Here is a 14,742-nt window from a genome sequence, read left to right on the forward strand (position 1 = left end):
CGACAGCGGAGGCCTTTTTGAATGGCGGGAGATGGCGAGGGCTTACTTGGCGCGCTTGCGGCGCTGGCCGAGGCCCATTTCCTTGGCGAGGCGCGAGCGGGCTTCTGCATAGGCGGGCGCGACCATCGGATAATCGGCAGAAAGGTCCCACTTCTCGCGATATTCTTCCGGCGAAAGGGAGTGATGGGTCATCAGGTGGCGCTTCAGCGACTTGAAGGAACCGCCGCATTCCAGGCAGGTGATCTGATCGTCCTGAATGGACTTGCGCACGGAGACGGCCGGCTTCGGCTTCTCGACGGGCAAGGCGACCGGCTGAGGCGAGTGGGTCTGGTTCAGAGCCGCATGCACATCCGCAATCAGGTTCGGCAAATCGGCCACCGGCACGACATGATTCCCCACATAGGCAGCGACGATTTCCGCAGTCAGCTCGACGAGCAGCTCTTGATTGGCGTTTCCAACCAATTCAACCATTAGTTATTTCTCCTTATCAACACGCCCACCGGCCGCTCCCCCAGGAGACACGCGCCGGCCAATCCATAGATGTGCTGTGCAGAGTCCAGACACTGAAACAAATTGGCAGTGAAACGCCTACCCCTAAGCGCTTCACCATGGTCCGCCAAGTTGCCTTGCGCCCGTTGCGAAACATTCCTTTCACCGCCAACCTCGTTCATTGCGAGACATCCTGACGGCATGCAAGCAATGAGGTGACAATTTCGGGTCTGCTACAGTCAACACAGTCACTCTATGGTTTTTTGCCTATCACCAATCAAAATAAAAACCAATAATAAAATGGCGGAAAATATATAAAAACCCTCATCAGTCGCGATATTGCATATCAAAAGAATATCTCAACAATAGTGAACAAAAATAATGAATCACTGTCCCGAAGCAATGTAATCTCAAAATGTAACACCCGTCAGGCGGCGAGCGGAGCGAGCAAATCAGTCCTTGCGGCGCAAGCGGGCTGTATCCGGCCTGTTTCCTGCAGCGACAAAAGCCCGCGCGAGCAGGTGTGCGGACACGGGAGAGGTGAGGATCAGGAAGAAGAAACCTGCAACTGTCCGTGCCAGGATACCCCAGCTTTCTCCCTGAAGACCGGCGGCGATGAGAAAAAGGCCGGCGCCCACGGCCCCCGCCTTGGAGGCGGCATGCATGCGGGTGAAGAGATCCGGCAGACGCACCAGGCCGATGGCGGCGGCCAGCGTGAAGAAGGCTCCGGCCAGGATCATCGCGGCGGAAAGCCAGTCGAGGATATCGTCCATCATGCGCGCCTCCGTCTCTGGCCGGGCCGCATGGGTCTGGGCCGCGCGGGCGGCGCGGGCGGCTGGCGCCGGTCCGGCCGGGTGAGAATGAAGCGGGCAAAGGCGATGGTGGCGAGGAAGCCCGCAAGGCCAAGGGCGATGGCAATATCCACATAGAGGCTGTGGCCGGTGCGGATCGCAAAGACGGCCATGAAGCCGATGGCGATGGCCGTCATCATGTCGAGGGCCAGCACGCGGTCGGCCAGGGTCGGCCCGCGCACCACCCGCCAGGCGGTGGCGAGCAGCGAAAGGCCGAGCACGGGCAAGGCCACCATCGACACCTGATCGAGAACAGTTGCGGCAAGGCTCATCGGAAGGCCTCCCGGATCGCCCGTTCGAAGCCCGCGCGGATGTCGCGCCGGACAGCCTCCGGATCGCCCCCTTCGAGCGCATGCACGTAGAGCGCCCGGCGGTCATCGGCGATATCGACGGTGAGCGTGCCGGGGGTCAGGGTGATGAGATTGGCCAGCAGGGTCAGTTCCGCGTCGCGGGCAAGGCCCACGGGGACCGCCACCACATCCGGCGCGATATCCAGGCGCGGCCGCAGCACAAGGCTCGCCACCCGCCAGGCGGAGCGGAAAAGCTCCCGCAGAAACAGCAGGAACAGAACGAAAGCCTTCAGCGGCCGGATGCGGAAATCGATTTCCGGCAACTGCCCCCGCAGCACGCCGAGCGCTGCGGCGGACACCGCATAGCCGAGCAGGATGTTGAGCGGCGTGACGCTGCCGCTCAGGGCGAGCCAGAACAGGGTGAGAATGGTGGCATAGGCGAGCGCGCTTCGGGACGGCATCATGGCTGGACTCCCGGAAAGACGGAGCGGATATAGACGGTGGGATCGGCAAGACCGCCTGCGGCATCGCCGGCGAGCTGCAGCAGCGGCTCGGGAAAGAGGCCGAAACCGAGGACGACCGCCGCGAGCAGCAGCACCGGCAGGAGCGTGGCGAGGGGGGTTGCCTGCGGCAGGGCCTCCACGGCGTCCGCGCCCTTCGCCTCCCCCCGGGGCCGGGCAGGATGCCAGAAGGCGAGAAGATAGGCGCGGGCAAGCCCGATCGTGGTCAGGAAGCCCGAGAGCAGCAGGGCGCCGGCCAGCCACCAGGCGCCGATATCCAGCGCCGCCTTGAGGATCAGCGCCTTCGGCCAGAAGCCGGAGAAAGGCGGCAGGCCGGAGGCCGCGAAGAAGAGGGCAAGCACGAGGCCGGACAGCAGCGGCGCGCGCGCATGGAGCCCGCCGCCCTTCATCATGTCGGTCGTGCCGGCCAGCCGCGCCGCCTCGAAGAGGGCCAGATAAAGCGCCAGCATCAGCGCCATGGATTGCAGCGCATAGAAGATGGCGCCGGTTTCCCCGCCCGGCGAATGCAGTGCGATGCCGGCCAGCATGGTGCCGATGCCGGAGATCAGCACGAAACCCGGCAGGCGGCGAAGATCCCGCTCGGCCAGGGTGCCGAGCGCGCCGAACAGCATGGTCGCGGCGGCTATGGCGGCCACCAGCAGGCTCAGCTCCTCAAGCGGGCCGGGCATGAGCATGACCAGCACCCGGAACATGGCATAGATGCCCACCTTGGTGAGCAAGGCGGCAAACAGCCCCGCCGTGCTGGCGCGCGGGGTATGATAGGCGGCCGGCAACCAGAACTGCACCGGAAAGGCCGCGGCCTTCATGCCGAAGGCGAAGAGGAACAGGCTGGCGAGCGTAATCAGCGGTCCGGTTTCGAGCGCGGGCAGGCGCTGGGCAAGATCGGCCATGTTGAGCGTGCCCGTGAGGCCGTACAGCAGGCCGACCGCAATGAGGAACAGCGTGGTGCCCGCCAGATTGAGGAAGCCGTATTTCAGCGTGCCATCCAGCTCCTCCCGCCCCGGCCCTAGCGCCAGCAGGCCGAAGGAGGAGATCAGCAGCACCTCGAACCACACATACAGGTTGAAGATATCACCCGTCAGGAAGGCGCCGGAGACACCCGCGAGCAGCAGAAGCTGGAAGGGTTCCGGGCCATAGGCCGGGGCCGGCCGTTTTTCCGTGCGGCTGTGAATGGCCGCCAGCAGCGTGGCGGCCGAGGCGGCGAGCGAGAAGGCCGCACCCAGCCGGTCCACCGTAAAGGCGATGCCGAAGGGCGGCAGCCAGCGCCCCATGACCATGGTCAGCGCGCCTTCCTGCAGCACGTTCAGGAACAGCCCGAGATTGGCCAGCAGCGTCAGGGCGAGAACGAGCAGCGACAGCCAGCCGGCCGGTCGCCCGGCCCGGTGGCGGGCGGCAATGACCACGCCGCCGCCGATGAGCGGCAGCAGGACGGGGGCGACGATCAGCCAGTGTTCCGGCAGCACCGGAGCGGTGGCCATGGCATCGGCCACGAGAGCGGGATCGACGGACAGCGAAGCGGCCATGACAGCGCTCCTCAATAGCCAGAGGGCGGATCGAGGCGATCCGGCTCGGCAAAGCGCATGGTGCGCGTATCGTCGGTGCCCAGCGTCTGATAGGCCCGATAGCCGAGCACCAGCAGAAAGGCGAAGAAGGAAAAGGAAATCACGATGGCCGTGAGGATCAGCGCCTGCGGCAGCGGATTGGCGGCCCCGGCAGCCAGCACCGTTTCCTCCGCCCCGATCACCGGCGGCACGTCGCGCGTCAGGCGTCCGGCCAGAAACAGCGAAAGATTGACCCCATTGCCGAGCAGCGCCACGCCGATCAGCATCCGCACCACATGGCGCGACAGCAGCAGATAGAAGGCGGCCGCGAAGAACAGGGTGGCAAGCGCCGCGAAGACGGGTTCCATCAGTCCTTCTCCCTTTCCTCGAGCGCGAGGGCCATGGCCGTGACCGTGCCGGCGACGACCAGATAGACCCCGATATCGAACAGCATCACCGAGGAAATCGCCACGGTGCCCAGCCCGAGATCGATCTCCGTCCAGAGGCCGGTCATGAAGGGCCGGTACCCGAGAAAGGGCATGAGACCGGCCAGCGCCGACAGCAGCAGGCCGAATGCGGCGATCGTCAGGGGATCAGCCTTCAGCGAGCGGCGCACGGCCGGGACGCCCTGCGCGATGCCCTGGATGGCAAGGGCGGACGCCGCAATCAGCCCGCCGATGAAGCCGCCGCCCGGTTCGTTATGGCCGCGCAACAGCACGAAAACCGAGAAGACCAGCATGAGCGCCGACAGGAACGGGGCGATGGTGCGGAAAATCAGCGTGTTCATCGGCTTTCCCCCGACTGTTTGCCCGCCCGTTCCGGCCGGGCCGCCGGGCGACGCAAGCGAATGAGGCCCAGCACGGCAAGCCCCGTGACCAGCACGACGCTGATTTCGCCCAGCGTATCGGTGCCGCGGAAATCGACGATGATGACATTCACCACATTGGCGCCATGGGCGATGGCCTTGCTATAGGCATTGAAGAAGGTGCTGAGGCGCGCATCGAACGGGCTTTCCAGCATCTTCAGCATCAGCAGGCCGAGCGACAGCGCCGCGGCACAGGCGACGGCGCCATCCACAAGCCGCTCCACCGGCGCACGATGATCGCTGCCCTTGAGGTTCAGGCGGGTCATGACCAGGGTCAGAATGACCACGGCCAGCGTTTCCACCATGAATTGGGTAAAGGCGAGGTCGGGCGCGCCATAGAGCAGATAGACGAGACCGACCGCAAAGCCCTGAATGCCGAGCGCGACAATGGCGACGAGCCGGTCTGCCGCAGCCAGCGCCGCCCCGATGCCGCAGACGGCAAGCAGCAGCACCAGGGCCTCGGCCACGGGCACGGGCCCGGCAAGCGCCGGCAGGCCGGGCATTTCGCCCTGCACCGCCATCGACACCAGAAGCGTCAGCGCCAGGGCGGCAAAAGTGCCGACGAAATAATGTTCGAGCCGGCCGCTTTGCACGCGGCGCACCACGGCATGGGCGATCCGCGTCAGCCCGTCGAGCGCATGATCGAAGCCCCGGTCCGGCCCCGGGCCGAGTGCGGTGAGAAAGGTGCGCAGCGCAGGCGCCAGCGCCGGCAGCCGCCACCAGAGAAGCACGGCCAGCAGGATCGTCGCCAGCGACAGCGCGAAAGGCAGGCCGAGATGCGGGATGCCGGAAATGGTGATCGCGACCGGATGGCCGGCCACGGCCGAGGCCATGGGATTGCCGACCCCCGCATGATACCAGCCGGCCCCCATGCCAGCGGCAAGGCCGAGAATGGAGAGCAGAAGCGGCCCCGCCAGAAGCCCGAACGGCCCTTCATGCGGATGGGCTTCCGGCGCGGCGAACCGCCCCCGAAAGGGTGTGATGCCCGCCTGCAGGGCGGCAGCGCCCATCATGACGTTGCCGGCAAAGGCGGTGGCGAGAAACAGGAGATCGCGCGGGGAACCGCCGGCAAAGGCGGCATAGATTTCTTCCTTGGCGAGGAAGCCCGCAAAAGGCATGAAGCCGATCATGGAAAGGGCGGCCAGACCCGCGGCAAAACCGGTGAGGGGCATGGCGCGATAAAGGCCCGACACCACCCCGATTTCGCGGCTGCCCGCGCCGTGATCTACCTGCCCGGCCACCATAAACAGCGCGCCCTTGAAGAGCGCGTGGGCGAGGAGATAGAGCACCGCTGCCTCGACCGCCTTTTCGGATCCATAACCGGTCATCATCACCAGAAGCCCCAGCGAGGCGACCGTGGTCTGGGCGAGAATGAGCTTGATATCGGTCTGCCGCAGTGCCAGCACCGTGCCGGCAATCAGCGTGACGCCGCCCATGACCGGCAGGACGATGGTCCAGAGCGGCGTGCCGCCCATGACCGGATTGAGCCGCATGAGCAGGAACACGCCCGCCTTCACCATGGTGGCGGAATGGAGATAGGCCGAAACAGGGGTTGGCGCGGCCATGGCATTGGGCAGCCAGAAATGGAAGGGAAACTGGGCGGACTTGGTGAAGGCCGCAACCGCGATCAGCGCAAAGACCGCCATGTAGAAGGGGCTGGCCTTCAGGTCGCCCCCCAGCATGAGCAGGAGCGAGAACTGGGTGACGCCGGTGATGTTCCAGATGAACATCAGCCCCGCCAGCAGGAACAGCCCTCCCCCGCCGGTGACGGCGAGCGCCGTCAGCGCCGCGCGGCGCGAGGCCGCCTTTTCATGATCGAATCCGATCAGCAGGAAGGAGGTGAGCGAAGTGAGTTCCCAATGGATGAACAGCATCAGGAAACTGTCGGACACCACGAGCCCGAGCATCGCGCCCATGAAGGCCAGAAGAAAGGCGAGAAAACGCCCCTGCTGCGGATGCCCCTTCATATAGGCCCCGGCATAGAGCACGATAAGCGCCCCGATGCCCGTCACGAGCAGGGCGAAGGTGAGCGACAGCCCATCCAGATACCAGCTGTAGGACAGATTGAAAGACGGCACCCAGGCAAAGCCGCCGGTGATTTTCTCGCCCGCCATGACATCGGCAAGAAAGCCCGCCAGACGGGCAAATATCGCCACGGGAACAAGCGCCAGCAGAAAGGCCGCCCGATGGCCGAAGACACGCACCAGTCCCGGCGCGGCAAGCGCGGCGAGAAAGGGCGCGACCAGCGCCAGAAAGGTTACTTCCATCCTATTGGCCTTCTGTCCTCATGCCCGGAGCCTCTGGCTGAGATGCCCCGTTTCGCTAGCCCCGAGATAGGCCATTTGCCCGGATGGCTCAAGGCGAAAGGGCAACACGCCCGCTGAAATCGGGTCACGAGGCCGCGAGCGAAGGCTGGCGGGCGCCGTTCTCTCCCGCATTCGCGGCATCTCGTTCATGCGGTTTTTCCGGGTCTTTCCGATCCGCCGCAGGCGCGGAAGATGCCCGGCGGACGGGCGAGCCCCGGGCCGGAGGACGCACCCCTCGCCTGCCCGGCGCACCCGACGGCAAGAGGCGTTTGCCCGCTATTTCACCGCAGACAGCATGGCGAAGGGGTTGCCCTCGGGATCGATCATCTGGATGACCCAGGCGCCGCCCGGGACCTGATGGGGACCCATGAGCACGGTTGCGCCTTTCTCCGCGCCACGGGCGGCGGCGGCATTGATGGCATCCACGTGGAAATAGAAGTTCCAGTAGGGGGCGGGATTGCCCGGCATCATGGTCATCATGCCGCCGATATCGGTGCCATCCTGGGCGAAGATGCGGTAGACGCCCATGGCGCCCATATCCATGGTGCGGGCCTCGCTCCAGCCGAACATCTTCGCATAGAAGGGAAAGGCCGCCTCCCCGTCGCGGGCATAGAGCTCGTGCCAGGCGCAATGTCCGGGTCTGGCGAGCGTGTCCGGAACCCAGCGTTCCTCGGAGAGCGGCTTCATGACCGCCAGAGCCGCGCCGCCGGGATCGGACAGGATGGCGAAGCGCCCCACCGTCGGAATATCCATGGCGGGCACCAGCACGCCGCCGCCGTCCTTCGCGAAGGCGCTGACCGTTTCATCCACGTTCTCGACCTGCACATAGCCGAGCCAGCCCTTGCGGCTGCCTTCCATGAGGCCGGACAGGCCGCCCACGCCCGTATCCGGCGCGTTGAAGATCGTATAGGGCATGCCCGGCATGGAAAAATCGCTCGTGGTCCAGCCGATCACATGGGCATAGAAGGCCGCCGCGCGGCCGGGATCGGCGCTTGCATATTCATACCAGATGAAGGGTCCGTGGTGGGCTGCCATGATCCTGTCTCCCTTTTGTCAGGCCTCTCGAAGGCTGGGCTCTTGACGAGGAAAAGTTGATATCAACATATAGGGCATGTCAACCGCCGGATTTTCACAACCTCCCGTTCCATTTGCCACCACGCTTTTCGTGCGGGACCACTGCCTGTGCTTTCAGGCGCAGCGCGCTGCCCGGGAACTGGCCCGGCTTTTCGACCGGGCTTTTCAACCTTTCGGCGTGGGCAACGGGCAATTCTCCCTGATGATGGCGCTGAACCGTCCCGAGCCGCCCTCCATCGGGCAAGTGGGCCGGGAACTCGGCATGGACCGGACCACGGTGACGGCGGCGGTGAAGGTGCTTTCGGGGCGCGGGCTGTTGCAAAGCCGCCCTGCCCCCGGCGATCGCCGGGTGCAGCAGCTTTTGCTGACGGAGGACGGCTACCGGCTTCTGCAGCAGCTTCTGCCTGTCTGGCAGGACACGCTGGCGCGGCTGACAGCCCAGTCAGCGACGGAGCTGGCGGCGGTGCCGGCGACGCTGGAGAGCCTGACCCAGGCCTGCCGCAGAGCCGACGAAAACAGCTGAACGGCAAAAAGCCCGGCCTTTTCAGGGGCCGGGCCTTGCTTCCATCCCCGGAGTGCCGGTCAGACAACGGTGGTGGGCACCTGCCGCGGCACCCGCAGGGCGTGGCTATAGGGGCAAACCACATGGGCGGCATCGGCCAGGCGCTGCACCTCGGCCTTGTCGAGGCCCGGCACGTGGATTTCCAGTTTGACGTCAATGCCGAAACCACCGCCATCTTCCCGCGGGCCCATGCCGACGGTTGCGGTGACGCGGGCATCGTCGGGAATCTTGATCTTTTCCTTCGAGGCCACGAACTTGAACGCGCCGAGGAAGCAGGCGGAATAGCCGGCAGCGAAAAGCTGCTCGGGATTGTTGCCCGGCGCGCCATCGCCGCCGAGTTCCTTCGGCACGGTGAGCGTGACCGAGAGTGCACCGTCTTCGGTGCGGGAGGAGCCGGCCCGTCCGCCGGTGGAGGTGGCCTTGGTGGTGTAGAGTATCGGCATCGGCGTTTCCTTTCTGGTTGATGCGAAACAAATAGCGCAAAATTAAATTGCGCGCAATAGAATTTTGCGCATTGAAAATTCGGCCTTTCTGCGGCATGATGCAGGGGAGATTGCCGGTTTGCGCCGGCCCTGCCCTCAAGGCTGGAGACCTTTGATGAAACGCCCGATTGCGGCAAACGATCCCTTGCCCGTGCTCAAGCCGGAAGAGAGGGAGGCTTTCAGCGCCGCGCTCACGCTCGACCGGCAATTGTGCTTTTCCGTCCATGCGGCGGCGCATGCTTTTCAGCGGGCCTACAAGCCGCTGCTGGAGCACTTGCAGCTGACCTATCCGCAATATCTGGTGATGCTGGTTCTGTGGGAGCAGGGACCGATGGGCGTGAAGGCGCTGGGCGAGGCGCTGACGCTGGATTCCGGCACGCTTTCGCCGCTTCTCAAGCGTCTGGAGCAGGCCGGCCATGTGGCGCGACGGCGGGATGCGGGCGACGAGCGACAGGTAACGGTCTCGCTCACCCCTGCGGGGGAAGCCCTGCGGGAGGCAGCCATTCGCGTCTTTGCCGGCATTGCTGCCAAGACCGGATGTGGCGCCGGCGAGGCCGACGACTTGCGCGAACGGCTGACCCGGCTTCGCCGCGCCCTGGAAGGCTAGAGCCTGCCCGGCACCCGAGGGCTTGCCGCACCGACCGGAGGCCCGCGCTTTTTCAAAGAGAAAACGGCCCAAAACCCGGCGGTGTGCCGCCGGGCTCGGACTGCTGACAAAAGTCTTCTGGCAGGTGTTGAGGCCGATTTGGGTCCGATCCCTCCCCTTTTCGATTGAGAAACATTCCGTGAATTTTGGACTTCGAGTAGGCAGGTTGGCGGATGGAGGGTTTGTCACCCGGCAAAAAGCCCGGCGGTCTGCCGCCGGGCTCTTTCGTCATTGGGGTGACGGGGCTCAGATGACGAGGACATCCTTCGCCGTCAGCGCAAGGGCCTTGTCGAGCTGGGCGATCTGGATCGCCACGCCCTTGCCATTGCCGTCCGCATCGTAAAACAGCCCGCCGGTTTTCGTGTTGTAGATCAGGTAATCGTCCTTATCGACGGCCTTGCCGGTGGCATTGGCTGTGAAGAAGCCAGCGCCAAGCGCCCCGGTCTTGCCGAGCCGGGTGAAGATGGCATTGTCGAGCTCGATCGTATCCTGCACCACGTTGAAACCGCTGATCGTATCCAGATTGACCGGTCCAAGCTTCGTGTCGAAGACGAAACTGTCATTGCCGTTGCCGCCGACGAGGATATCGCGCCCGTCGCCGCCATTCAGCCGGTCATTGCCATCGCCGCCGGTCAGCGTGTCGTTGCCGAGCCCGCCGAGGAGCGTATCATTGCCGCCCCGGCCGTTCAGCCCGTCATTGCCGTCCCCGCCTTCGAGCGTATCGCCGAGCAGGCTGCCGGAGAGCGTGTCATTGCCCTTCGAGCCGAGGAGGCGCTCGATACCCTTCAAGTTGCTCATTGCCTGCAGGTCAAGCGCCCCCGCCGTGGCGACCTGCACCGTATCCATCCCGCCGCCGCCATCGATGGCGGCCGTGGTGGCGGCATTGATCAGGAACACATCATTGCCGGCCGAACCCAGAAACGTCTCGATGCCGACATAACGGCCCGCTGCCGTGAGATCGAGCGTGCCCGCCGTGGCCAGCTGCACCGTATCGCTGCCGAAGCCGCCTTCGATGCCCAGCGTGCTGCCTGCGGCGACGCGGAACGTGTCGTTGCCCGACGAGCCGAGAACCTTTTCGATGTTCAGATAGCGGCCGGCGATGGAGAGATCGAGCGTGCCGGCCGAGGCCAGCTGGAGCGTATCCGTGCTGCCGGCGCCGCCGTCGATGCCGAGCGTATCGCCCGTAGCGACGAGGAACGTGTCGTTGCCCGACGAGCCCAGGACCTTCTCGATGTTCAGATAGCGACCGGCGACGGAGAGATCGAGCGTGCCGGCCCTGGAGAGCCTGAGCGTATCGCCGCTGCCGGCGCCGCCGTCGATGCCGAGCGTATCGCCCGCAGCGATGCGGAACGTGTCGTTGCCCGACGAGCCCAGGACCTTCTCGATGTTCAGATAGCGGCCATCAACGGCGAGATCGAGGGTGCCGGCCCTGGAGAGCCGGAGCGTATCGCTGCCGGCGCCGCCGTCGATCCGGCCTTCCGTGCCGGGCGCGAAGAGGAAGGTATCGTTGCCCTCGGAGCCGACGAAGGTATCGATAGCGGTGAAGCGGGCGAGATCGAGCGTGCCCGCCGCCGCAAGGCGCACGGTATCATAGCCCGCGCCGCCATCGACGATCTGCGGTCCATCCGCGGTGACGATGAAACTGTCATGGCCGGACGAGCCCTCGAAGCGGTCGATATGGGCGAAGCGGGTGGCGGTGGTGAAATCGAGCGTGTCCGCCGCCGCAAGGCGGACCGTATCCGCGCCCTCGCCGCCATCGATGATGGCAGTGCCCGCCACGGATGTGATGAAGGTGTCGTTGCCCGAAGAGCCCTCGAAACGCTCGATATTGGCAAATTTCGTGAGGTCCAGCGTGCCGGCGGCGGCTAGCACCACCTTGTCGGTCCCTTCCTTGCCGTCGATGGTTGCGGTGTTGCCCGCCCCGACGGTGAAGGTATCCGCGCCCGCGGTGCCATCGACACTTTCGACGCCGGTAAATTTCGTGAGGTCCAGCGTGCCGGCGGCGGCAAGCACCACCTTGTCGGTCCCTTCCTTGCCGTCGATGCTGGCCGTGTTGCCCGCCGCAACGGTGAAGGTATCCGCGCCGGAAGAGCCGTCAATATAATCGATGCCGGTGAATGTCCGCGTGTCCTGCGCGCCGGCAGAGCCAAGCACGATCCTGTCCGTGCCGCCCTTGCCGTCGACGATCGCCGTGCTGCCCGCGAGGATGGTGAAGGTGTCGTTGCCTGCATCGGTGCCTTCGTAGGTGGCGATGTTGAGGTAGCGGCCTGCAATCGTCGTATCCAGCGTGCCGCCGCCCGAGAGCACGACCGTGTCGACGCCGCCCTTGCCCTGAACGTTGATAGTGTTACGAGATCCGACCGTGAAGATGTCGTCGCCGGCGGAGCCTTGGACAGTCGTGATGTTTGCAAGTTTTCCAAGATCGATGGACCCGGCGGCGTCAAGAAAGACGATGTCTGATCCGCCGACGCCGTCGATGCGCGTGATAAAGGCCAAGCAGCTCTGGGACACAGAGATGACATCATCGCCGGTGCTGCCCACAATGCGTTCCACATGGGTGAACCGGGTGGCATCCATACGGGCTGAAGTGGTGAGATTCTGGCTGACTGTGACCGTATCCGTGCCGGTCCTGCCGTTGATGGTCAGCGCGCTGTAGAGCGCAATCTCGAAGGTGTCGTCGGTGTCGTCGGTGCCTTCGAAGGTGCCGATGTTGAGGTAGCGGCCCGCAAACCTCGTATCCAGCGTGCCGCCGCCCGAAAGAATGACCTTGTTGACGCCGCCCTTGCCGTCGATGATGGCGGTATTGTCTGCCTTGACCGTGAAACTGTCAGCGCCCGCATTTGTGCCTTCGAAGATTTCGATATCGGTGTAGAGCGGCGATGTCGTATCGAGCGTGCCGCCGCCCGAGAGGATGATCTTGTCCGCCCCCTCCTTGCCGTCGATGATGGCGGTATTGTTTGCGGTCACGATGAAGGTATCCGCGCCCGCACTGGTGCCATCGAACTTTCCGATGCTGGTGTAGAAGGCCGCCGTCGTATCCAGCGTGCCGCCGCCCGAGAGCACGACCTTGTCCCTGCCGCCGTTGCTCTGGATCGTGATCCTGCTCGAAGCACGGACGTCGAAGACATCGTCGCCCGTGGTGCCCAGCACGGTCCGGATGTTGGTGAACGTCGTCATATCCAGCGTGCCCGTATCGTTCAGGATCACCGTGTTCGTGCCGCCCTTGCCGTCGATGGTGAGCGCGCTTCCGGCCGCGACCTTGAACGTGTCGTCGGCAGCGGAGCCTTCGTAGCTTTCGATGTTGAGGTAACGGTCCGTGACGGTGAGATCGAGTTCGCCGCCGCCCGAGAGGATGATCTTGTCCGCCCCCTCCTTGCCATCGATGATGGCGGTATTGTTTGCGGTAATGATGAAGGTATCCGCGCCCGCACTCGTGCCATCGAACTTTTCGATGCTGGTGTAGCGGCCTGCCACCGTCGTATCCAGCATGCCGCCGCCCTTGAGCACGACCTTGTCCGTGCCGGTCCTGCCGTCGATGGTGAGCGTGCTGCCCTCCGCAATCTCGAAGGTATCGTCGATGCCATCCGTTCCTTCGAGGAACTGGAAGCTCGTGTACCTATACAGGTAGGACGTGCCCGGGGACGTGAGGTCGAGCGTACCGCCGCCGACAAGCACCAGCTTGTCGTTGCCACCGCCCATCACCAGATCGGCTGTATTATCGGCACGGATCTTGATGGTATCGTCACCTTCACTGCCGTAGATAATATCTACCCCGGAGAACTCGCCGAGCAGCGTCGTGTCGAACGTGCCGGGAACCGAAAAGGCAATCAGGTCTTGCCGGTCATTCGATGCGTCACCCAGATTGATCTTGTCCTTCCAGGTGATGCCGGCAGGATCAACAAGGAAAACGTCCTGAAACTGCGTTCCCTCGATGACATCGGCACCCGAGGTCAAGGGGACCGTATCCCCGTTATTGTAGGTGTGGGTGCCGTTGCTGTTGGTCAGCGTTAGCCTCAATGCCATGATTGTTTCCTCGTAAATCAAAATATTCAAAAATTCGGATATGAGGCTATTTAAATGTCTGTTCGTGTCAAGCGACCGACGCGCCCCGAAATGCGCAAAGTCCCGATTTCACGGACCTTTCCGGCCTCAGCCCGGCCCGAACGCAAAAAGCCCGGCGCTGGGGCCGGGCTCTGGAAAACGACGAAGAGGAAAAGGGGCTTACAGGACCACAATCTCGGCCTTGTCCGGCAGGCGGTCGTAAAGGTCGATCACGTCCTGGTTCAGCATGCGCACGCAGCCGGAGGAGACGGCCTTGCCGATGGAGCGCCATTCCGGCGTGCCGTGGATGCGGTAGAGACTGTCCTGGCCGTTCTGGAAGATATAGAGAGCGCGCGCGCCGAGCGGGTTGGCAAGGCCGGGGTTCATGCCGCCATTGGCGGCGGAATATTGGGCGATTTCCGGCTGGCGCTGCACCATTTCGTCGGGCGGGGTCCAGCGCGGCCAGCGCTGCCGCCACTGGATGACGCCGCGTCCGTGCCAGCCGAAGCCCTTGCGGCCGAGGCCGACGCCGTAGCGCATGGCCCTGCCGTTGCCGAGCACGAGATAGAGATATTTCTCCTTCGTATCGACGATGATGGTGCCGGGCCGGTCGGCGCTCGGAAAATCCACCTCGCGGCGCAGATATTTGGCGGGGATGCGCTTGTAGGGCAGTGCGGGCAGCAGCCGGTCCTTGTCCTGGAAGGCGCCGTACATGCTTTCATATTCGGGATCGTAGACATCCAGCTGGCCGGGCGAGAGCGTCAACCCGGCCTTCAGCACCGGCTTCGGCGCAACCGGATAGTTGGTGGAGGGCGGCGTGCGGCCGGGTGTTCCGGCGAGCGGCATCTGGGCCGGAACGCGCGGCAGCGTGTTCGGCGGCGCGACATAGGCATTGGCGGTATCCGGCAGGTCCTCGTCCACATAGAAGATCGGCCGGGTCTGCTGAACGAACCGGTCGGTATTCATGCTGCTGGTATCGATATAGCAACCGCTCAGAAAAAGCGCAGCGCCGAGCGGCGCAAGGCGCCGGGCGCGAACGGCAAGACGGGAAAGGAACAGGGACATACGGAAACC

The 14,742-nt window shown here is 64.4% G+C and carries 14 protein-coding genes; 2 read left to right on the forward strand and 12 right to left on the reverse strand.

Going from position 1 to position 14,742, the window contains the following annotated elements; all coding sequences use genetic code 11:
• Positions 1-42: 42 nt before the first annotated feature.
• The 9 genes from ACT54B_RS17340 to ACT54B_RS17380 all read right to left on the reverse strand — a co-directional run bounded on the left by ACT54B_RS17340 (position 43) and on the right by ACT54B_RS17380 (position 7,898).
• Positions 43-471, reverse strand: a complete 429-nt coding sequence (locus ACT54B_RS17340) for a Ros/MucR family transcriptional regulator (RefSeq protein ID WP_476046638.1) — start codon at positions 469-471, stop codon at positions 43-45.
• Between the two features lie 470 nt (positions 472-941).
• Complete coding sequence (mnhG, locus tag ACT54B_RS17345) at positions 942-1,265, reverse strand: monovalent cation/H(+) antiporter subunit G (protein WP_476046640.1); 324 nt, start codon at positions 1,263-1,265, stop codon at positions 942-944.
• Entirely contained in the window at positions 1,262-1,612 is a 351-nt protein-coding gene (locus tag ACT54B_RS17350; RefSeq protein ID WP_476046642.1) for a cation:proton antiporter, read from the reverse strand. Before ACT54B_RS17350 ends, mnhG begins: the two co-directional genes overlap by 4 nt.
• Positions 1,609-2,094 carry a Na+/H+ antiporter subunit E gene (locus ACT54B_RS17355; protein ID WP_476046644.1) on the reverse strand — a complete coding sequence of 162 codons (486 nt, stop codon included), beginning with the start codon at positions 2,092-2,094 and terminating at the stop codon, positions 1,609-1,611. The genes ACT54B_RS17350 and ACT54B_RS17355 overlap by 4 nt, the downstream gene beginning before the upstream one ends.
• Positions 2,091-3,674, reverse strand: coding sequence for a Na+/H+ antiporter subunit D (locus ACT54B_RS17360; RefSeq protein WP_476046645.1), 1,584 nt, complete (start codon positions 3,672-3,674; stop codon positions 2,091-2,093). The genes ACT54B_RS17355 and ACT54B_RS17360 overlap by 4 nt, the downstream gene beginning before the upstream one ends.
• Before the next feature lie 11 nt (positions 3,675-3,685).
• A complete protein-coding gene (locus tag ACT54B_RS17365) occupies positions 3,686-4,060 on the reverse strand; it encodes a Na+/H+ antiporter subunit C (RefSeq protein WP_476046647.1) in 375 nt (124 codons plus the stop codon).
• On the reverse strand, positions 4,060-4,479 hold the full coding sequence (locus tag ACT54B_RS17370) for a Na(+)/H(+) antiporter subunit B (protein ID WP_476046649.1): 420 nt from the start codon (positions 4,477-4,479) through the stop codon (positions 4,060-4,062). The genes ACT54B_RS17365 and ACT54B_RS17370 overlap by 1 nt, the downstream gene beginning before the upstream one ends.
• Positions 4,476-6,824, reverse strand: coding sequence for a putative monovalent cation/H+ antiporter subunit A (locus tag ACT54B_RS17375; protein WP_476046650.1), 2,349 nt, complete (start codon positions 6,822-6,824; stop codon positions 4,476-4,478). The genes ACT54B_RS17370 and ACT54B_RS17375 overlap by 4 nt, the downstream gene beginning before the upstream one ends.
• Before the next feature lie 315 nt (positions 6,825-7,139).
• Positions 7,140-7,898: a VOC family protein gene (locus ACT54B_RS17380; RefSeq protein ID WP_476046652.1), complete on the reverse strand. Its 759-nt coding sequence runs from the start codon at positions 7,896-7,898 to the stop codon at positions 7,140-7,142.
• Positions 7,899-7,974: 76 nt separating this feature from the next.
• Between ACT54B_RS17380 and ACT54B_RS17385 the strand changes: the two genes are divergently transcribed.
• Positions 7,975-8,460 carry a MarR family winged helix-turn-helix transcriptional regulator gene (locus ACT54B_RS17385; protein WP_476046653.1) on the forward strand — a complete coding sequence of 162 codons (486 nt, stop codon included), beginning with the start codon at positions 7,975-7,977 and terminating at the stop codon, positions 8,458-8,460.
• Between the two features lie 59 nt (positions 8,461-8,519).
• Here ACT54B_RS17385 and ACT54B_RS17390 read toward each other — a convergent pair whose 3' ends face one another.
• Entirely contained in the window at positions 8,520-8,942 is a 423-nt protein-coding gene (locus tag ACT54B_RS17390) for an organic hydroperoxide resistance protein (RefSeq protein WP_476046655.1), read from the reverse strand.
• A gap of 154 nt (positions 8,943-9,096) precedes the next feature.
• Between ACT54B_RS17390 and ACT54B_RS17395 the strand changes: the two genes are divergently transcribed.
• Positions 9,097-9,588, forward strand: coding sequence for a MarR family winged helix-turn-helix transcriptional regulator (locus tag ACT54B_RS17395; RefSeq protein ID WP_476046657.1), 492 nt, complete (start codon positions 9,097-9,099; stop codon positions 9,586-9,588).
• Between the two features lie 285 nt (positions 9,589-9,873).
• Here ACT54B_RS17395 and ACT54B_RS17400 read toward each other — a convergent pair whose 3' ends face one another.
• Positions 9,874-13,650, reverse strand: coding sequence for a beta strand repeat-containing protein (locus ACT54B_RS17400; RefSeq protein WP_476046659.1), 3,777 nt, complete (start codon positions 13,648-13,650; stop codon positions 9,874-9,876).
• Positions 13,651-13,848: 198 nt separating this feature from the next.
• The gene (locus ACT54B_RS17405) at positions 13,849-14,733 is read right to left on the reverse strand and encodes a L,D-transpeptidase (protein ID WP_476046661.1); all 885 of its coding nucleotides are present in this window, start codon (positions 14,731-14,733) and stop codon (positions 13,849-13,851) included.
• Positions 14,734-14,742: the final 9 nt, after the last annotated feature.

Source organism: Gellertiella sp. DMC107 (assembly GCF_056313605.1).